The organism is Hymenobacter sp. (assembly GCF_035709525.1).
GTDB lineage: Bacteria > Bacteroidota > Bacteroidia > Cytophagales > Hymenobacteraceae > Hymenobacter.
On sequence record NZ_DASTEP010000170.1, the window covers coordinates 23667 to 40326 of the forward strand.

The following is a 16660-nucleotide window of genomic DNA, read 5'->3' on the forward strand; positions in this document are numbered from 1 at the left end:
AGGCAGTTTTATCGGGTAGTGAGCACATTCCATTGCACTTATCTAATAGTCAGATAGATAAATCGTAAATGGTTGAGAATAAATGATTTTGCGCTGATTCTGACGAGGGAAGCTAAAATTTGTTATTGCATCTTTCTTAGAAAATTAGTTGTGAGTAAAAGAGGCTGGATAGTTTTGTGAGCTGATAATTATGCAACTATTGGATAATTAGCAGCAATTACATCACTCTCCTTTCTTCCGTTACCTTTTTATGTACCCAAATTACAAGCATTTGCTTGTAGTCCTGCTACTGCTATGCGGTAGTGTGGCGCAAGCACAGTACCAGTTCACAAGCGCCAACATGGGGGCTTACAAGCAGGATTTTGACAGCATGGGCCAAGGAAATGTACTATTCAGTAGCAATGGTACGAATGCTTCAATTCCTGGTATTATTGTGGGATACAACTACGGCGGCTACTTTGCGCCGGTGCCCACGCTAGTGCCCAACGATGGCTCGGCGAGCTCCAGCGCAGCCTACAACTTTGGCAGCAGCGGGGCCACCGACCGGGCGCTGGGCGGCATCGCGGGCGGCCTCAGCGGCAACAGCGGCGTGGGCTACATCTCGGTGCGGCTCAAAAACACGACCACTACGCTCATTCGTAACCTCGACGTGCGCTACGCCATCGAGCAGTGGTACAACTCGTCGCTGGCGAGCGAGGCCTACTTCCGGGCGGCATACCGGGTGTACAACGGCACGACCTCGACCTTCAACAACAACGACATCGTGCAGGCGACCGGCACCAACGGCTGGACGGCCGCCCCGGCGCTCGACTTGCAGGCCCCGGCCACGGGCGGCATTCTGGGCAAGGTGAACGGCAACTCGGCCACCTACCGCCGCACGGCGCAGCACCGCCTCAACGGCGTGAACCTGGGGGCCGGGCAGGAAATCGTCATTCGCTTTGCGTATGCCTTTAACTCGGCCACCAACGGCAACGGCATCAGCATGGATGACATCGTTATCTACCCCGAAACCAATATCTTGTATTCCAAAGCCACGGGGCAGCTCGGCAACAAGGTAGCCGGCGGCACCTGGAGCCTGACGCCCGACGGCAGCAGCGCGCCGGGGTCGGATATTGACTTTGCGGCCCCCAACGTGACCTACTACGTGCAGGGCACCAATACTGCCTCGCGCCTGAGCGGCGGCTGGGTTGTGGCGGGCGCTGGCTCGCGGGTGGTGGTGGGCACCGATGCCGCGCCGGCCACGCTCTACCTGGCTCCCGGCGACCAGCTCGCGGCTTCCGTCGACGTAGCCAAAAACTCGACCCTGAGTTTGGCCGAAACCCCCGCCGGCCTCGCGCTGGGCACCCTGGCCGCCACCAGCACCGTGCATTACGTGGGCAATGCCACCGGCACCACGCAGTCCGTGCTGCCCGCCACCTACGCCAAGCTCGCGCTCAGTGGCCTCGGCCTGAAAAGCCTGACCGGCGACGTAACCGTGGCCGAAGCCCTGACCCTGAGCAGCACCAGCACCAGCACGCCCCAGGCCGCGCAACTCAACGACAATGACCTGACGCTGCTGCGCAACGCTACCCTCACGCGCACCAGCGGCGGCCAGGTCATAACGAACGGCGCGGGCGAGTACCGGGCCACGGTAATCGGGGCGGGCAGCAGTAGCACGGCGGTGCTGTTTCCGGTGGCGCTGTCGGCGGCGGCGGCCGACTACCTACCCGTGTCGATAACGGCGGGCGTCAATTCGAAGGGCAACGACAAAGATGAAATGTACCGGGTGCGCCTGGTGAGCGGCGTGTACAACACCTACTCGGCTACCGGCGCGGGCTCGAACCCCAGCACCTACGCGGGCAACGTGAACGCTACCTGGCACATCAGCCACGAAACCAGCACGCCCGTGTCGGCCACTCTGGGCATGGACTGGGCCGCCAGCCGCGAAGGCAGCCGCTTTGTGGCCGCCACCAGCTTTCTCGACCACTACGACTCTAGCACCAACAAGTGGGATGCCACATCGGAAGGCAGCGCCCCGCAGGCCAGCAACAACGGCCGGCGCGGCGTGAAGCGCCAGGGCGTCAGCAAGTTTTCGCCGTTTGCTATCACCTCCAGCCAGCCCACCCCGCTGCCAGTTGTGCTGGTGTCGTTTGAGGCCCGGCGCGTGGGCGCTACCGTGGCTTGCGCCTGGGCTACGGCCAGCGAGCTGCGCAGCAGCCACTTCGTGGTCGAGCGCAGCCTCGATGGGGCCAGCTTCGAGGCCCTGGGCACGGTGGCCGGCGCTGGCACCAGCGTGGCCGCGCACACCTACCGCTTCGTGGATGCGCGCCCGGTGGCCGGCGCGGCCTACTACCGCCTGCGGCAGGTCGATACCGATGGCACGGCTAGCTTCGCGCCGGTGGCCACCGTAGAGGCCGGCGAGCTGGCCGGGGTAGCCGCCACCATCACGGCCGTGCCCAACCCCAGCGCCGGCCAGTTTGCACTGCTCACTAACATCCCGGCTAGCGCCACGCTGCGCGGCACCGTGGTAAATATGCTGGGCCAAAGCGTATTGACGCTGAATGAGCAGCTGCCCGCCGGCCCGGCCAGCCTGCCGCTCGACCTGCGCGCGCAGCCCGCCGGCGTGTACCTGGTGCAGCTGCTCGGCCCGGCTGGCACTACTACCCTGCGCTTGCTGAAGCAGTAGGAGGTACTTAGTAAGCTGAGTAAAAAAGGCAACCCGCTGGCGGGTTGCCTTTTTTGCTGGGCCTGGCAGGCACAAATAAACTGCGCGCTATATTTTGCACCCGTTATAATCCGCTCATCCGCATGGCTCCCGGCGAAACTGCGCTCATCACCTTCCGGCTGCACGGCACCGTGCCAGCCGCCACCGCCCGCGAGCTCAAGGCCGACCTTGCCGCCGCCCACGCGGCCGGCCTCGACCACCGCCGCGCCCGGAAAAGCTTTTTCGCCAAGTTCGATGCCGTGCTCGACCGCATGCCCATCGGCCAGCGGTATTTTGAAAGCGAAAAAATGGCCGACGTGCTGGCTGGCGAAATCATAATGCTGGAGGAAACCGGCTTCGTGGTGCACGGCTTCGCCATCTTGCCCAATCACGCGCACCTCGTGCTGCATTTGCCGGCGAGTAGCCGCCTGTCGTTTGCCCCGGCCATCGACCTGCTGCACCAGCGCACCGAGGCCGCCTGCCGCCGCCTCGTGCGCCCCAAGCTGCCGCCCGAGGCGCCGTTCTGGCAAGTCGGCTGGCACGACTACGCCGTGGCCGACGCGGCCGAGCTGGCACGCATCCTGGCTTATATGGCCAGGCAAACGCGGCAGCCGTGGCCCTTTCAGATGTAGCGTAAGCTTTAGCTTGCGAGCGAGCGCAGCGAGCAACTGCGTAGCCGGACGCCAGTAAACGCAATTGCTCGCTGCGCTCGCTCGCAAGCTAAAGCTTACGTTACTTCGCCCGGTGGATAACCGCCACGCCGGCCAGAATAACGGCCATGCCCAGCGCGTGCCACAGGTTGAAGGCCTCGCCATCGAGCGCGCCCCAGCCCAGCGCCACTATCGGGATGAGGTAGGTGCTGGATGCCGCAAACAGCGCCGTAGAGCGCTGAATGAGCATATTAAACAGCACCGTGGCCACGGCCGTGCTCAAGGTGGCCAGCAGCGCGATGTAGCCGAAGGCTGGCCACGCGCCCGGCACCGTGGCCAGCTTGTGTACGAAGCCCGTGCCCAGCAGCAAATACGCCAGCGCCGGCCCGCCAATGATGAGCAGCAGCAGCGACGTAACGGCCACCGGCGTGAGCGTATGCAGCCGGTGCTTGATAACGTTGACGCTGAGGCCGTAGCCCACCGTGGCCGCCACGATGTAGAGGCCGTACCAGGCATTGCCCGCGCCGCCGGCCGGGGTGGCTGCCTCGCCGCCGCTGCCGCCCAGCAGCATCAGCACCACCGTGCCCAGCAGGCCCAGCACGATGCCCAGCACCCGCAGCCCCGTGAGGCGCTGCCCAAACAGCAGCGCGCCCACCAGCAGCACAAACACCGCCGTGAGGGCATTGAGCACGCCCGCCAGCCCCGAGGCCAGCTTGGTTTCGGCATACGCAAATAAGAAGGCCGGAATGAGTGTGCCCACCGTGCCGCTGAGCGCCAGCCACTTGAGGTGGCTGCGCTCGACGCGCCCGATTTCGCGCAGTGCAAAGGGCAGCAGCAGCGCCGCCGCCACGGCCACGCGGGTAGCGCCCAGCTCCATGGCCGAAAACACGACCAAGCCCTTCTTCATCAAGATAAACGACGTGCCCCAGATGAGCGACAGCACCACCAGCAGCCCCCAGGCCAGCGGTGGTACCGGGGCCGGCGGCGCGGCTACTACCTCGGGCGCGGCGGCCACGGCCGGGGGCATGGCGGCCGGGAGGCTAGCGGGCGGTGGGGTAGCAAAGGAGGAAACGGGGCGGTCGGGCATCCGGCAAAATTACGGCGGTCGGCCCCGGCCCGCCGGGCGGCTGGCACTACCTTCGCCGTCCATCCGCATTCGCCAGCTTTGATGACTTTCTGGAAAAACTTCGCGCTCGGGGCCGCCCTGCTGCTGCCGGCCAGCCCCGTAGCAGCCCAAAAAACGCCGCCCGCCCCGGCCGCCGCTGCGCCCACCCTGGCCCAAACGCTGCGCGCCAGCCGCTGGCAAAAGCGCATCCTGCTGGTGGGCGCGCCCGCCGCCACCGCGCCCGAGCTGGCGCAGCAGAAGAAGCTGCTCGCCTCGGCTGGCCCCGAGCTCCAAAAGCGCGATTTCCTGGTATTGCAGCTGGTGTATAGCCAGCTCGCGCCCGCCGACCGCCAGTACTGGACGCAGGAGCTAAAACTGCCGCTCAACGGCTTCGCGGTGGCGCTCATCGGCAAGGACGGCGGCGTGAAGCTCAATCAATTACAGCCCGTGGCCCCGGCCGAGCTGTTTGGCGTGGTTGATAAGATGCCCATGCGCAAGCAGGAGGCCAAGGGCGCGAAGAAGTAAGGTAGTTGCGCTGATACGCCCCATCCGTCATGCTGAGCATTCTGCGCATCAAGCAGAGACGCAGCGGAGTCGAGGCATCTCTTTAGCACGACTAACCTAAGCGTAAGAGTTAGTTTACCGATAGAGATGCTTCGGCTCCGCTACGCTGCCCTCAGCATGACGGACGTGAACAAATAACTATCCCACCAGCACCGCGTCGCTGGCCGCGATTTCTTCCAAAATGGCGTACACCTGCTCGGCAAAATCGGCGTCGACCAGGCGGGTGCGCCACTGCTTCGCACCTTCCAGGCCGCGGAAGTAGTGCGCGTAGTGCCGGCGCATCTCGAAGATGCCGGCTTTGGGGCCCTTCCACTCCAAGCTTTTGTCGAAGTGCATCTTGCACATGGCCAGGCGCTCTTCCAGCGTGGGCGGGGCCAGCTTCTGGCCGGTGGCCACGTAGTGCTTCACCTCCCGGAAAATCCAGGGGTAGCCGATGGCGGCGCGGCCTATCATCACGCCGTCCACGCCGTAGCGGGTTTTGTATTCGAGCGCCTTTTCGGGCGAGTCGATGTCGCCGTTGCCGAAAATCGGGATTTTGATGCGCGGGTTTTCCTTGATTTTGGCAATCAAGCGCCAGTCGGCCTCGCCTTTGTAGAGCTGCACGCGGGTGCGGCCGTGCACAGTGAGGGCTTCGATGCCCACGTCTTGCAGGCGCTCGGCTACTTCTTCTACGTTTTTGGTGTCGTCGTCCCAGCCCAGGCGGGTTTTCACGGTCACGGGCAGGGGCGTGTTTTTGACCACGGCGGCGGTCATGGCCACCATCTTGGGGATGTCGCGCAGCAGGGCCGCGCCCGCGCCGCGCAGGGCCACCTGCTTCACCGGGCAGCCGTAATTTATATCAATCAAATCCGGCCCGGCCTCGGTGCTGATGGCGGCGCACTCGCCCATCGTGTGCACGTCGGAGCCGAAAAGCTGGATGCCAATGGGGCGCTCATAATCAAACACATCGAGCTTCTGCCGGCTTTTGGCCGCCGCCCGTATCAGGCCCTCGCTCGAAATAAACTCGGTGTACATGAGGTCGGCCCCGTTGGCCTTGCACACGGCGCGGAAGGGCGGGTCGCTCACGTCCTCCATCGGGGCGAGTAGTAGCGGGAAGTCGGGCAGTTGGATATTGCGAATGTTGGGCACGGGAGATAGGGTAGTTTAGGTTTAAAAGCACCTGTCATGCTGAGCGGAGCGCAGCGGAGTCGAAGCATCTCTACCTCACTACTAACCCCCAACGCCAGCAACGAAGCGATAGAGATGCTTCGCTACGCTCAGCATGACAGACGCCAGAAGTTACTGCGCCACGCGAGATGCTTCGCTGCGCGCTGCATGACAGGCAGAATTTATCATGCAAATTTACACCCCCTTGAACACCTCCGCGCTTATGAAAGGTTTGCCCGCCCGCTCCATGCATCCGCTCCTGCAACTCTTACTGCTGGTGGGGCTGGCCATCGCGGGCGTGAGTTTGGCGAGCTTTCTGGCGCTGGTGGGAGCGCAGGTGCTCTTCGGGGTGTCGGCCACCGATTTTGGCACGCTGACTACCAATCCCGGCCGGCATGCGCAGGGCTGGGCCGCGCTGACGCTGTTTCAGGGCTTGTCGCTGGCTGGTATTGGGGCGGGGGCGCTGGTGCTGCCGCTGGTACTGCGGCAGCCGGTAGGGCGGTATTTTGCCCCGCGCCGGCTGGGCGCGGGCTGGTGGCCGCTGGCGGCCGGCCTCTTGATACTCTGCCTAGTGCCCGCGCTGTCGGCGGTAGTAGCCTGGAACGCGGGCGCGCACTTCCCGGGCGCGCTGCACGGCTTCGAGCAGTGGGCGCGTGCCAGCGAAGACCAGGCCGCCGAGCTCACCAAGTTTCTCACCAACTTCACCTCGCCGGGCCGGCTGCTGGCGGGCTTGCTGGCCATCGCGGTAGTGCCGGCCGTGGCCGAAGAGCTGGTATTCCGGGGCGTGGTGCAGCCCAATTTGCAGCGCTGGTTCGGGTCGCGGCACCTGGGCATCTGGCTGACGGCGGCCACGTTCTCGGCCGTGCACATGCAGTTTTTTGGCTTCGTGCCGCGCTTTGTGCTGGGGCTGGTGCTGGGCTACTTATACGAGTGGAGCGGCAACATCCTGGTGTCGATGGCCGCGCACTTCACCCAAAATGCCTTTCAACTCGTCTTGCTGTACCTGGCGCAGGGCCGGCACCTGCCTGCTACCTTCGACCCCGACGCCAACCAAACCTTGCCCTGGCCTACCGTGCTGCTGTCGGCCGCGCTCAGCATCGGGCTACTTTATTGGCTGCATCAGCGTATGACGGCCCACGCCGCCCCGGCTACCGATACCCTTGCCGCTCCGGCCGCCCCGCCGCAGCCCTAATCCTTCCTTCGCTCCTTGAACCCTACCCTCGACTCCACGCCCGAACCGCAGCCCAAAAAAGGCCCCAGCAACCTGCGCCTGCGCGCCATTTGGGGCGCGCTCGCGGCGGCCCTGCTCTTCGGCTGCACCTTCGGCGGGCCTATCTCGTTCGGGGTGTTTTTTGCCGCCGTGCAGGCCGTGATGCTCAAGGAGTTTTACCGGATAATGCGCGCTGAGGGCTACCGGCCAGCTAGTTGGGCAGGAGGGATTTTTGGGGTGCTTATTTTTAGTGCATTGCACTACGTCAAGGGGTATTTTGCCTATGCAAAGCAATTTGGTTGGCCCACGGGGTGGACTATTTATCCGCCCTTATCAGCACTGCCGCAAGCAATACCAGGTCAGCCATCTGCACTTTTAACAGCATGGACCGCATTGCTTTCTACTCCTGTATGGATAGGTGGAGCTATTGTGCTATTGGTAGTGCTTATGCTCCGTGAGATAATACTTTGGCCAAAGCATGGGCAGCCATTCGCAAATGTTGGGGCTACGCTCATCGGTCTCCTGTATGTAAGCCTCCCAATGGCTTTGCTTAACGTCATTGCGTTTGAGCATACCGAGTACGTGCCCCGACGTATCTTCTTCCTCATCTTTCTCATCTGGGCGGCCGACACGGGTGCGTACTTCGCCGGTAAAAACCTCGGCAAGCACAAGCTAGCCCCCAGCATCTCGCCCGGCAAAACCTGGGAAGGCTGGGCCGGCGGCGCGCTCCTGACGTTGGCCGTGGGCTGGGCGGCGGGCTACTTCCTGCCCGATATTCCGCTGAGCCACCGGCTGATGGCGGCAGGCGTGGTGGCCGTGTTCGGCCCGCTTGGCGACCTGGCCGAGTCGATGCTCAAGCGCAGCGCGGGCGTGAAGGACTCGGGCACCTTCCTGCCCGGCCACGGCGGGCTGCTCGACCGCTTCGACGCCTTTTTGCTGGTGCTGCCGGTGCTGGCGCTGCTGCAAGTGCTGGTGGGGTAGGGGCGTGGTAGTATTTGGAGGCGCGGGCTGGATATTTCGGCGAACTACCAGAATCGCGGTAAAATGTGGGATAGTCTGCGCGCGTCGTTGGCGTATGGTGCAAAAAGGGGTGAATCGCTAAAAAGCTTCACTAAAAAGCAATAACTCGCTAAAAAAGGGATGTAAAGAGAGATTGGATGATAAAAAACTACGCTAGATGAACGGAATTTAAGGGGTTTGCTTGCTAAACCAGCAAAAATGGCCCCCGTGGAAGCTAGCGTACCTTTGCGGCACGTTTTCGTAAGCCACGCCTAATAGTTCGTTCTCTTCCCACCCACCCTCACCCCATTTTTATCTCAGATGGCAGCCACCACTGTGTACAAAGAGCCCGCCCCCAAGGTAGGCCACACCGAAAATCCGCTTGAGTCCATGATGTCGCGCTTCAATGTCGCGGCCGAAATCCTGGGGCTCGACCCCTCTACCTATGCCGTGCTGAAGGCACCCGACAAGCAAGTTACCGTGAGCCTGCCCGTGTCGATGGACAGCGGTGAGGTGCGCGTGTTTGAGGGCTACCGGGTGGTGCACAACACCATTTTGGGGCCCAGCAAGGGCGGCATTCGCTACGACAAAAACGTGAACCTCGACGAGGTGAAAGCCCTCGCCGCCTGGATGACCTGGAAGTGCGCCGTGGTCGACATTCCCTACGGTGGCGCTAAAGGCGGCATCATCTGCGACCCCACTACCATGAGTCCCGGCGAGATTGAGCGCCTCACCCGCGCCTACACCGTGGCCATGAAGGACGTATTCGGCCCCGACCGCGACATTCCGGCCCCCGATATGGGCACCGGCCCGCGCGAAATGGCCTGGATTATGGACGAATTCTCGAAGACCGTCGGCCAGACTTCCTCGGCCGTGGTCACGGGCAAGCCGCTGGTAATGGGCGGCTCGCTGGGCCGCACCGAGGCTACCGGCCGCGGCGTAATGGTGAGCTGCCTAGCCGCCATGAACAAGCTGGATATGAAGGTGGAAGAAACCTCAGTGGCTATCCAGGGCTTCGGCAACGTGGGCTCGTGGACGGCCAAGCTGATGTTTGACAAAGGTCTGACCATCAAGGCGATTTCTGACGTGTCAGGCGCGTACTGGAACGAGAACGGTATCGATATCGACGCCGCCATTGCCTACAAGAACGCCCACAACGGCCGCCTCGACGGCTTTGAGGGCGCTAGCCTCATGGATGATGCCAGCGACCTGCTGACTTCGGAAGTGGACGTGCTGGTGCCCGCCGCCGTGGAGGACGTGATTACGGAGCACAACGCGGCCGACATCAAGGCCAAGCTGATTGTGGAGGGGGCCAACGGCCCGACTTCGGCCTCGGCCGACCCCATCATTTATGGCAAAGGCATTTCGGTGGTGCCCGACATCCTGGCCAACTCGGGCGGCGTGACGGTGAGCTACTTCGAGTGGGTGCAAAACAAGCAAGGCTTCAAGTGGAGCCTCGATATGGTAACCGAGCGCGCCGACCGCATTATGACCGATGCCTTCGAAAAAGTGTACGCCGTGAGCCAGAAGTACAACTGCTCGCTGCGCATCGCGGCCTACGTGGTGGCCATCGACAAGGTAGCCCAGACCTACAAGTTCCGCGGCGGCTACTAAAAATCACTGATTAGCGCGGATTTTTAAAAAGGATTTCGCGGATTTTGTGGACGACACCAAGTAGCCAACTTCGGTCCGCTATTCGATATAAGGTGCCTATTTCGTGGATTTTGTGGACGACACCAGGCCCGCGGGTCTGGTGTCGTTTTGGTTATGTGAGAGCCATTGGCAACCGTTGCCGTTAATTTGCGTGTTAGTTGGGCCTGGGCAGTATCGTTGGTAAACTCAGGGAAAAGCTCCCTGAACCAGAGCGGAATCGTCCACAAAATCCGTGAAATCCCTTAAAATCCGCGCTAATCAGTGATTAAGATACATAAAGAAGGCCGCCGCATCCTGTTTGTGACGCTGCTGGTGCTGCTGGCCCTCAACCTGTTGCTGAGCCGCTACAACGGCCCCAACGTGGCGTTTAACCGCATTTTTGCCGGTATTTCGGTCATTGCGTTTCTCACGCTGCTCCAGTTTTTCCGGTCGCCCTTCAGGCGCCTGCTCACCCACGAAGACTTGCTGTTGGCCCCCGCCGATGGCAAGGTGGTCGTGATTGAGGAAGTGTACGAAAACGAGTATTTCGAGGCCCCGCGCCGCCAAATCAGCGTGTTCATGTCGCCCATCAACGTGCACATTACCCGCAACCCCGTATCGGGCATCGTGCGCTACTTCAAGTACCACCCCGGCAAGTACCTGCTGGCCTGGCACCCCAAAAGCAGCACCGACAACGAGCGCACCACGGTAGTGGTCGAAAGCGACGCCGGCCCGCTCGTGCTGTTCCGGCAGATAGCCGGGGCCATGGCCCGCCGCATCGTGTGGTACGTGAACGAAGGCGACGAAGTAAGCCAGGGCGAGGAGTTCGGCTTCATCAAATTCGGCTCGCGCGTCGATGTCTTCGTGCCGCTCGATGCTGAGATTAAGGTAGAGCTGGGCCAGAAAGTAAAGGGCGGCGAAACCGTGCTGTGCCAACTGAAAGGGTAGAACCTGTACTGTTTTTTATGCCAAAAGGCCCGGCCGCGCAGTGCGGTCGGGCCTTTTGCTTTCGGGGAGGAGCCGCTACTGCGGCTGCGGCATCGACTGCTTCAGCATTTGCTCGGCACCGGGCACAAACTGCACGGCGTAGCGCGCCAATAGCCCTAGCCCCACCATAATGATAAGGCACACCAGCAATGGCACCAGCCAGCCTCGCGACTGGAATTGGTACGTGCCCACGTAGCGCGGCCAAAACCAAAGCACGTAGGCCAGAATAGCCGGCAGGTTGAGTATCGACAGCAGCAGCGGATTGAGCGGGCCGCTACGCACCATAGCGTTCACTATCAGCGATTCCACAATCAGATAAGCCAGCACAAACGCCGCCAGGCCCCAAATAGCCTTGGTGCGCCTGACCTGGTACATGTTGATGGCCAGCAGCACCGCCCCGGCGATGGTATTGAACAGCACTGAGAACAGCACGATGACGCCCGGCGTGTAGAGCACCGGCTGCTCGTCTTCGGGCACCTCTTGCTCGGCGGCGGGGGTAGCGGCCTCGCGCTGGGCCTGGGCAGCCTGCTGCTCGCGCACCACGGCTTCGAGCGAGGGGCGCAGCTCGGCGTCTTCGGGGGCGGGCTGGCCGCGCCGCGCCAGCTCATCGAGGGCGGCCAGCACGGCATCCTCGCGGTACTGGGCGTGGCCCGTCACGTAATCGCGCAGCGCGGCGTCGGTTTTGAGGGCCATCTTGGCCGCGTAGTCTTCCATAGAGTAATGAGCAATTAGTAATGAACAATGAGCAGCTGAATAGTACCGATGAGGCCATTCAGCTGGGTTTGCTCATCATTTACTGCTCATTGTAAAATTGAGAAATAGCCGCGCCCGCCCGGCGTACATCCTCAAACGAATTATAGAGCGGCACGGGCGAAAGGCGGATAACATTGGGCTCGCGCCAGTCGGCAATGACGCCCCGCGCGGCCAGGTAGTCGAACAGCTCGCGGCCGCGCTCATGCACCAGCAGCGAGAGCTGGCAGCCGCGCGCGGCCGGGTCGCGGGGCGTGATAATTTCGAGCTTTTCCTTGGGCAAGCCGAGCGAATCGATGATAAATTCAAGGTAGCCGGTGAGTTTTTCGCTTTTGGCGCGCAGTTGCGCCATGCCGCCGGCCTGCTCAAACAGCTCCACGCTGGCCTTGTAAATAGCCAGGGTAATAATCTGACCATTAGAAAGCTGCCAGCCCGCCGCGCCGTGCATTGGCTGGAAGCCTTTTTTCATCTGGAAGCGGGCGGCCTGGTCGTGGCCCCACCAGCCGGCCAGGCGCACCAGGTCGGGGCGGTCGGCGAAGCGCTCGTGCACGAAGATGCCCGACGAGCCGCCCGGCCCCGAGTTGAGGTACTTGTAGTTGCACCAGCAGGCAAAATCCACGTCCCAGTCGTGCAGGTGCAGCACCACGTTGCCGGCCGCGTGGGCCAGGTCGAAGCCCACCATCGCCCCCACCGCGTGCCCCGCCCGCGTGATGGCCGCCATGTCAAACACCTGCCCCGTGTAGTAATTGATGCCCCCAAACAGCACCGTGGCCAGCGAATCACCGAGCTCGGCGATTTTGGCCTCGATGTCCTCGGTGCGCAGGGTATGCTCGCCGGGGCGGGGCGCGATTTCCACTATCGCGTCGGCGGGGTTGAGGTTGTGCAGGCGGGCCTGGCTTTCGAGCGCGTACTGGTCGCTGGGGAAAGCGCCGGCCTCCATCAGCACCTTGTAGCGGGTGGCGGTGGGGCGGTAAAACGTAACCAGCAGTAGGTGCAGGTTTACGGTCAGCGTGTTCATTACCACCACCTCATCGGGCTTGGCCCCGACTACGCGGGCCGTGGCGTCGGCCATAGCCTCGTGGTAGGTCATCCAGGGCTGCTCGCCGGTGAAGTGGCCTTCCACGGCGCGCTCTTCCCAGGCCCGAAACTCGCGCTCGGCGGCGGCGCGGGCAGCCTTGGGCTGCAAACCCAGCGAGTTGCCGCAGAAATACGCTATCGGCTGCCCGTCGGGGCCTTGCGGGAAAAGAAATTCCTGGCGGAAACGGGCCAGCGGGTCGGCCGCGTCCTGGGCGGCGGCAAAGGCGGGGGAGGAATCGTAAATCATGGAGGTGGGAAAAATTATGCAAGTATCGGCAGCCGGGCGCGGCCCGCGCCCGACCAGCAATTAGCGCAGTTGAAAAATGTCTAACACCCGCCGCCCTTCGCCCTCCACGCGCAGCGAGTACACGGGCGCGCCGAGGCCGGCGTAGGGCTGCGGATGGTAGCGATAGTTGGTCATAAAATACTCGGCCGGCCCCGTTGTGTCGCGCTGAATGACAAGCCGCGCCCGGTCGGCGGGCGGCAGCAAATACCAGTTTAGCACATCGGTAGCCCCCAGGCTGGTACGCACCCGAATGTGAGGCCGCGCATCGTGGCGCAGCACCCAGGCCAGCCCCTGCCGAAAGCTCAGGCCCCAGTAATCGTATTCGTAGCGCAGCTCGGGGTTGCTGCCGGCCAGGGCGTTGAAATACAGATTTTCGAGCGGGTGCAGCTGCGCCATTGTGCGCGTGGTGAAAGCCAGCGAGGCAGCCACCAGCAGCCCCAGCGCCGCGCGCCAGCGCACCGCGCCCAGCGCGGCGGGCGGCTGCCAGCGCCACGCCGCCACCAGCCCGCGTAAGGCCAGCAGCAGCAGCGGCGGGTAGGCAAAATACAGCTGCCGCCACCCATCGTACAGCACCGAATGTAGTAAAATGACAGCCACAAACGGCCCCGCGCCCAGGCCCCACAACAGCAAGTCCTGCCACTCGCCGTCGTTGCCATAGAGGCGCCAGCCGCGCCGCGCCAACTGCTGCCCCAGCAGCCCCAGCGCCAGCCCCAGGCCCGCCAGGTAAAGCAGCGGCGTGGTCAAACCCAGCCACACCAGGGGGTAGTGCCAGGGCAGCGCGGTGCTCCACACCAGCTGCCCTCGATATAGCAGGAGGCCTTCCCAGCGAAAGCGGCTCATATTGAGCAGCGACTGCCAGAAGCGCTCGGCCGGGGCAGCCCACAGGTAGGGCCAGAACGCCACTACCAATGCCGGTAGCAGCAGCCCATACAGCAGCACCGCGCCCCGGGCCCGCTCGGCCCGGTAGTCGCCGTGCCACACCCGCAAGGCCAGCAACGCCAGCGTGAGCGCGGGCACTACTATGCCCATCAGGCGAATGTCGATGGCCAGCGCGCAGGCCAGCGCGTGCAGCGCCGCCCGCGCCGCCGTGGGCCGCCGCACCAGCGCCACCGCCGTGGCCGCCGCCACCAGGTAGGCGGCCAGAAACACGGCATCCTTGCTGTTGTAAAAGAAATCGGCCAGCTGCCGGGGGCTCAGCAGCAGCAGCAGCGCCCCGAGTAGGCCCGCGCGCCAGCTGCGCAGCCGGTGCGCCGCCAGCCAATAAAAAGCCAGCAGCCCCGCGCAGCACACCAGCCACACGCAGCGGTGCCGCAGCCGGATGATGTCGCCCATGTCGGTATAGCCGCTCAGCTTGTCGAGCAGCCCCAGAGGTAGCTCAAAGGCCACGCCGTAGTCGCGGTCGCGGTAGTTTTCGAGGCGGGCGTGGGGCGGCGTAGCCGCCAGGCGCGCGGCGGCGCGGGCGGGCAGCCAGCTAGGCGGCACCAGCCCGTAGAGGTATACCAGCGACACCTGGCCGCTGTCGCGGCACGAGTCTTCATCGACAAACGAACCGTAATCGGGCACCCGCCATAGCCCCAGCGCCACTACCAGCCCAAAAAACAGCCCTACTATTAGGCGGCGATACCTATCGGGCAGCAGGCGGGCGGGCAGCGAAAAAGCGGGCAAGTAGCAAAAAAAACAGGCCCGACTTGCGCCGGGCCCAGGTACCAAAAATTACATTTTCTCAAACACCACGGCCACACCCTGGCCCACACCCACGCACATGGCCGCCAGGCCGTAGCGTACGCCTTCGCGGCGCTGCATCTCGTGCACCAGAGTGGCCACGATGCGCGCCCCGCTCGAGCCCAGCGGGTGGCCCATCGCGATGGAGCCGCCGTTCACGTTGAGCTTGCTCACGTCGACGCCCAGCTCGCGTACCACGGCCACGCTCTGCGAGGCAAAGGCTTCATTAATCTCAAACAAGTCAATGTCTTCCAGCTTGAGGCCGGTGCGCTCCAGCACCTTGCGGATGGCCGGCACCGGCCCCATGCCCATGATGGCCGGGTCCACGCCTACCACCGCCGAGGCCAGCACTTTGGCCATGGGCTTGAGGTTGTAGCGCGCCAGGGCGTCGTCGCTCACGAGCAGGGCGGCGGCGGCCCCGTCGTTGATGCCCGCCGAGTTGCCGGCCGTCACGGTGCCGCCGTCGGGCTGGAAGGCGGGCTTCAGCGTGCCCAGCTTTTCAAGGGTCGACACGCGGGGCTGCTCGTCGGTGTCAAACAGCGCCGTATCGCCCTTAGGCTGCGGCAAAAATACGGGCACCAGCTCTTTGCGGAAGCGGCCCTTTTCGGCCGCGCGGTGGTACTTGCGCTGGCTTTCGAAAGCAAAAGCGTCCTGTTCTTCGCGGCTCACATTGTACTGCGCAGCCACATTTTCGGCCGTGTGCCCCATCGTGTAGGGAAAGTGCTGCTTGGCCAGCTTCTGGTTGACGAAGCGCCAGCCCAGGGTAGTGTCGTGGGCCGTAAAGTCGCGGGCAAACGCCGTGGCCGACTTGGCCATCACGAAGGGTGCGCGGGTCATGCTTTCGGCCCCGCCGGCCAAATACACGTCGCCCTCGCCCACCTTGATAGCGCGAGCCGCATCCACGATGCTTTGCAGACCACTGGCACACAGGCGGTTCACGGTATTGCCGGGCACCGTCACGGGCAGGCCGGCCAGTAGCGCGGCCATGCGGGCCACGTTGCGGTTGTCTTCGCCGCTCTGGTTGGCGGCCCCCATTATCACGTCTTCCACGGCGTTTTTATCTACGCTGGGGTTGCGGCGCAGCAGCTCGCGCAGCACCAGCGCGGCCAGGTCGTCGGGGCGAACGCTGCTCAGCGCGCCGCCAAATTTTCCAATCGGGGTGCGCACGGCATCCACGATATACGCATTCGGCATTCGGGTAGTATCGTTGCGGCGGCGCAAGTCCGCCAGTTGAAAGCTAATTTTGAGGGGCCTGCGCGCGGGCGTCAAGGCCATTTTTCACAACCACAAAGATGATACAAAGAATCCAAAGCGTATTTCTATTGCTGCTGGCCCTGTCGATGCTGAGCATGCTGGCGCTGCCGCTCTGGCACAAGGTCGACGGCCTCACCCACCAGGAGCTCACCCTCACGGCCTTCAACTTCCAGGCTGTCGGCATGAACGCCCCGGCGACGAAGTTTCCGGTTTTGCTGACCGCCGTGGCGGCGCTGGTAGCGGCCGCCGTGGCCGTGTACCAGATTTTTCAGTTTCGCAACCGCATCCGGCAGGCGCAGATAGGCTCGCTGAATATCCTGTTCATCATGGCCGCGTTTGGCCTGCAATTCTACTTCTCCAGCCAGGGCGAGGTCGCTCTCAATCCCAAGCTCGAAGGCCAGTTTTTGCCCGCCTTCTATCTGCCCACGCTGGCGCTGCTGCTCAACCTGCTCGCCAGCCGCTTCATCCGCCGCGACGAGCAGCTGGTGCGCAGCGCCGACCGCCTGCGCTAGCCGCCGCCACCTAATCACGTAAAAAGCCCCGGCTGCCTCACTGGCAGCCGGGGCTTTTTATTGATAACCTAACAGTTGCGCAC

The 16660-nt window shown here is 63.1% G+C and carries 14 protein-coding genes; 8 read left to right on the top strand and 6 right to left on the bottom strand.

The window, feature by feature from the left end; all coding sequences use genetic code 11:
* The first annotated feature begins 433 nt into the window (after positions 1-433).
* Complete coding sequence (locus VFO93_RS14840; RefSeq protein WP_325135174.1) at positions 434-2665, top strand: T9SS type A sorting domain-containing protein; 2232 nt, start codon at positions 434-436, stop codon at positions 2663-2665.
* A 122-nt stretch (positions 2666-2787) separates the two neighbouring features.
* On the top strand, positions 2788-3315 hold the full coding sequence (locus VFO93_RS14845) for a hypothetical protein (protein ID WP_325135175.1): 528 nt from the start codon (positions 2788-2790) through the stop codon (positions 3313-3315).
* Between the two features lie 100 nt (positions 3316-3415).
* Here the strand turns inward: VFO93_RS14845 and VFO93_RS14850 are convergent, their stop codons facing one another.
* Complete coding sequence (locus tag VFO93_RS14850; RefSeq protein ID WP_325135176.1) at positions 3416-4420, bottom strand: DMT family transporter; 1005 nt, start codon at positions 4418-4420, stop codon at positions 3416-3418.
* An 81-nt stretch (positions 4421-4501) separates the two neighbouring features.
* Here VFO93_RS14850 and VFO93_RS14855 point away from each other — a divergent pair, with 81 nt between their 5' ends.
* A complete protein-coding gene (locus VFO93_RS14855; RefSeq protein WP_325135177.1) occupies positions 4502-4963 on the top strand; it encodes a DUF4174 domain-containing protein in 462 nt (153 codons plus the stop codon).
* 177 nt (positions 4964-5140) lie between these two features.
* On the opposite strand, the gene dusB is transcribed toward VFO93_RS14855, so the two are convergent.
* Entirely contained in the window at positions 5141-6130 is a 990-nt protein-coding gene (gene dusB, locus VFO93_RS14860; RefSeq protein WP_325135178.1) for a tRNA dihydrouridine synthase DusB, read from the bottom strand.
* 241 nt (positions 6131-6371) lie between these two features.
* Here dusB and VFO93_RS14865 point away from each other — a divergent pair, with 241 nt between their 5' ends.
* The 4 genes from VFO93_RS14865 (at position 6372) to VFO93_RS14880 (ending at position 10937) form a co-directional block, all read left to right on the top strand.
* Complete coding sequence (locus tag VFO93_RS14865; RefSeq protein WP_325135179.1) at positions 6372-7340, top strand: CPBP family intramembrane glutamic endopeptidase; 969 nt, start codon at positions 6372-6374, stop codon at positions 7338-7340.
* A gap of 204 nt (positions 7341-7544) precedes the next feature.
* Positions 7545-8339 (top strand): phosphatidate cytidylyltransferase, encoded by a 795-nt coding sequence (locus VFO93_RS14870; RefSeq protein WP_414653594.1) that lies wholly within the window; start codon positions 7545-7547, stop codon positions 8337-8339.
* Positions 8340-8678: 339 nt separating this feature from the next.
* Positions 8679-9971, top strand: a complete 1293-nt coding sequence (locus VFO93_RS14875; RefSeq protein WP_325135181.1) for a Glu/Leu/Phe/Val dehydrogenase — start codon at positions 8679-8681, stop codon at positions 9969-9971.
* A 303-nt stretch (positions 9972-10274) separates the two neighbouring features.
* Positions 10275-10937: a phosphatidylserine decarboxylase family protein gene (locus VFO93_RS14880; protein WP_325135248.1), complete on the top strand. Its 663-nt coding sequence runs from the start codon at positions 10275-10277 to the stop codon at positions 10935-10937.
* Positions 10938-11012: 75 nt separating this feature from the next.
* Here the strand turns inward: VFO93_RS14880 and VFO93_RS14885 are convergent, their stop codons facing one another.
* From VFO93_RS14885 to VFO93_RS14900, 4 genes are all read right to left on the bottom strand, one after another.
* A complete protein-coding gene (locus tag VFO93_RS14885; RefSeq protein ID WP_325135182.1) occupies positions 11013-11690 on the bottom strand; it encodes a hypothetical protein in 678 nt (225 codons plus the stop codon).
* Between the two features lie 79 nt (positions 11691-11769).
* On the bottom strand, positions 11770-13050 hold the full coding sequence (gene kynU / locus VFO93_RS14890; RefSeq protein WP_325135183.1) for a kynureninase: 1281 nt from the start codon (positions 13048-13050) through the stop codon (positions 11770-11772).
* A gap of 60 nt (positions 13051-13110) precedes the next feature.
* Positions 13111-14754 (bottom strand): hypothetical protein, encoded by a 1644-nt coding sequence (locus VFO93_RS14895; RefSeq protein ID WP_325135184.1) that lies wholly within the window; start codon positions 14752-14754, stop codon positions 13111-13113.
* Between the two features lie 48 nt (positions 14755-14802).
* Positions 14803-16005: an acetyl-CoA C-acyltransferase gene (locus VFO93_RS14900; protein WP_325135185.1), complete on the bottom strand. Its 1203-nt coding sequence runs from the start codon at positions 16003-16005 to the stop codon at positions 14803-14805.
* Positions 16006-16103: 98 nt separating this feature from the next.
* Here VFO93_RS14900 and VFO93_RS14905 point away from each other — a divergent pair, with 98 nt between their 5' ends.
* Positions 16104-16577 (top strand): DUF4293 family protein, encoded by a 474-nt coding sequence (locus VFO93_RS14905; protein ID WP_325135186.1) that lies wholly within the window; start codon positions 16104-16106, stop codon positions 16575-16577.
* Positions 16578-16660: the final 83 nt, after the last annotated feature.

Coding starts and splice junctions, on each gene's coding strand:
- VFO93_RS14845 (WP_325135175.1), top strand. CDS start 2,788: ATGGCTCCCGGCGAAACTGCGCTCATCACCTTCCGGCTGCACGGCACC.
- VFO93_RS14850 (WP_325135176.1), bottom strand. CDS start 4,420: ATGCCCGACCGCCCCGTTTCCTCCTTTGCTACCCCACCGCCCGCTAGC.
- VFO93_RS14855 (WP_325135177.1), top strand. CDS start 4,502: ATGACTTTCTGGAAAAACTTCGCGCTCGGGGCCGCCCTGCTGCTGCCG.
- VFO93_RS14865 (WP_325135179.1), top strand. CDS start 6,372: ATGAAAGGTTTGCCCGCCCGCTCCATGCATCCGCTCCTGCAACTCTTA.
- VFO93_RS14870 (WP_414653594.1), top strand. CDS start 7,545: ATGCGCGCTGAGGGCTACCGGCCAGCTAGTTGGGCAGGAGGGATTTTT.
- VFO93_RS14875 (WP_325135181.1), top strand. CDS start 8,679: ATGGCAGCCACCACTGTGTACAAAGAGCCCGCCCCCAAGGTAGGCCAC.
- VFO93_RS14885 (WP_325135182.1), bottom strand. CDS start 11,690: ATGGAAGACTACGCGGCCAAGATGGCCCTCAAAACCGACGCCGCGCTG.
- kynU (WP_325135183.1), bottom strand. CDS start 13,050: ATGATTTACGATTCCTCCCCCGCCTTTGCCGCCGCCCAGGACGCGGCC.
- VFO93_RS14900 (WP_325135185.1), bottom strand. CDS start 16,005: ATGCCGAATGCGTATATCGTGGATGCCGTGCGCACCCCGATTGGAAAA.
- VFO93_RS14905 (WP_325135186.1), top strand. CDS start 16,104: ATGATACAAAGAATCCAAAGCGTATTTCTATTGCTGCTGGCCCTGTCG.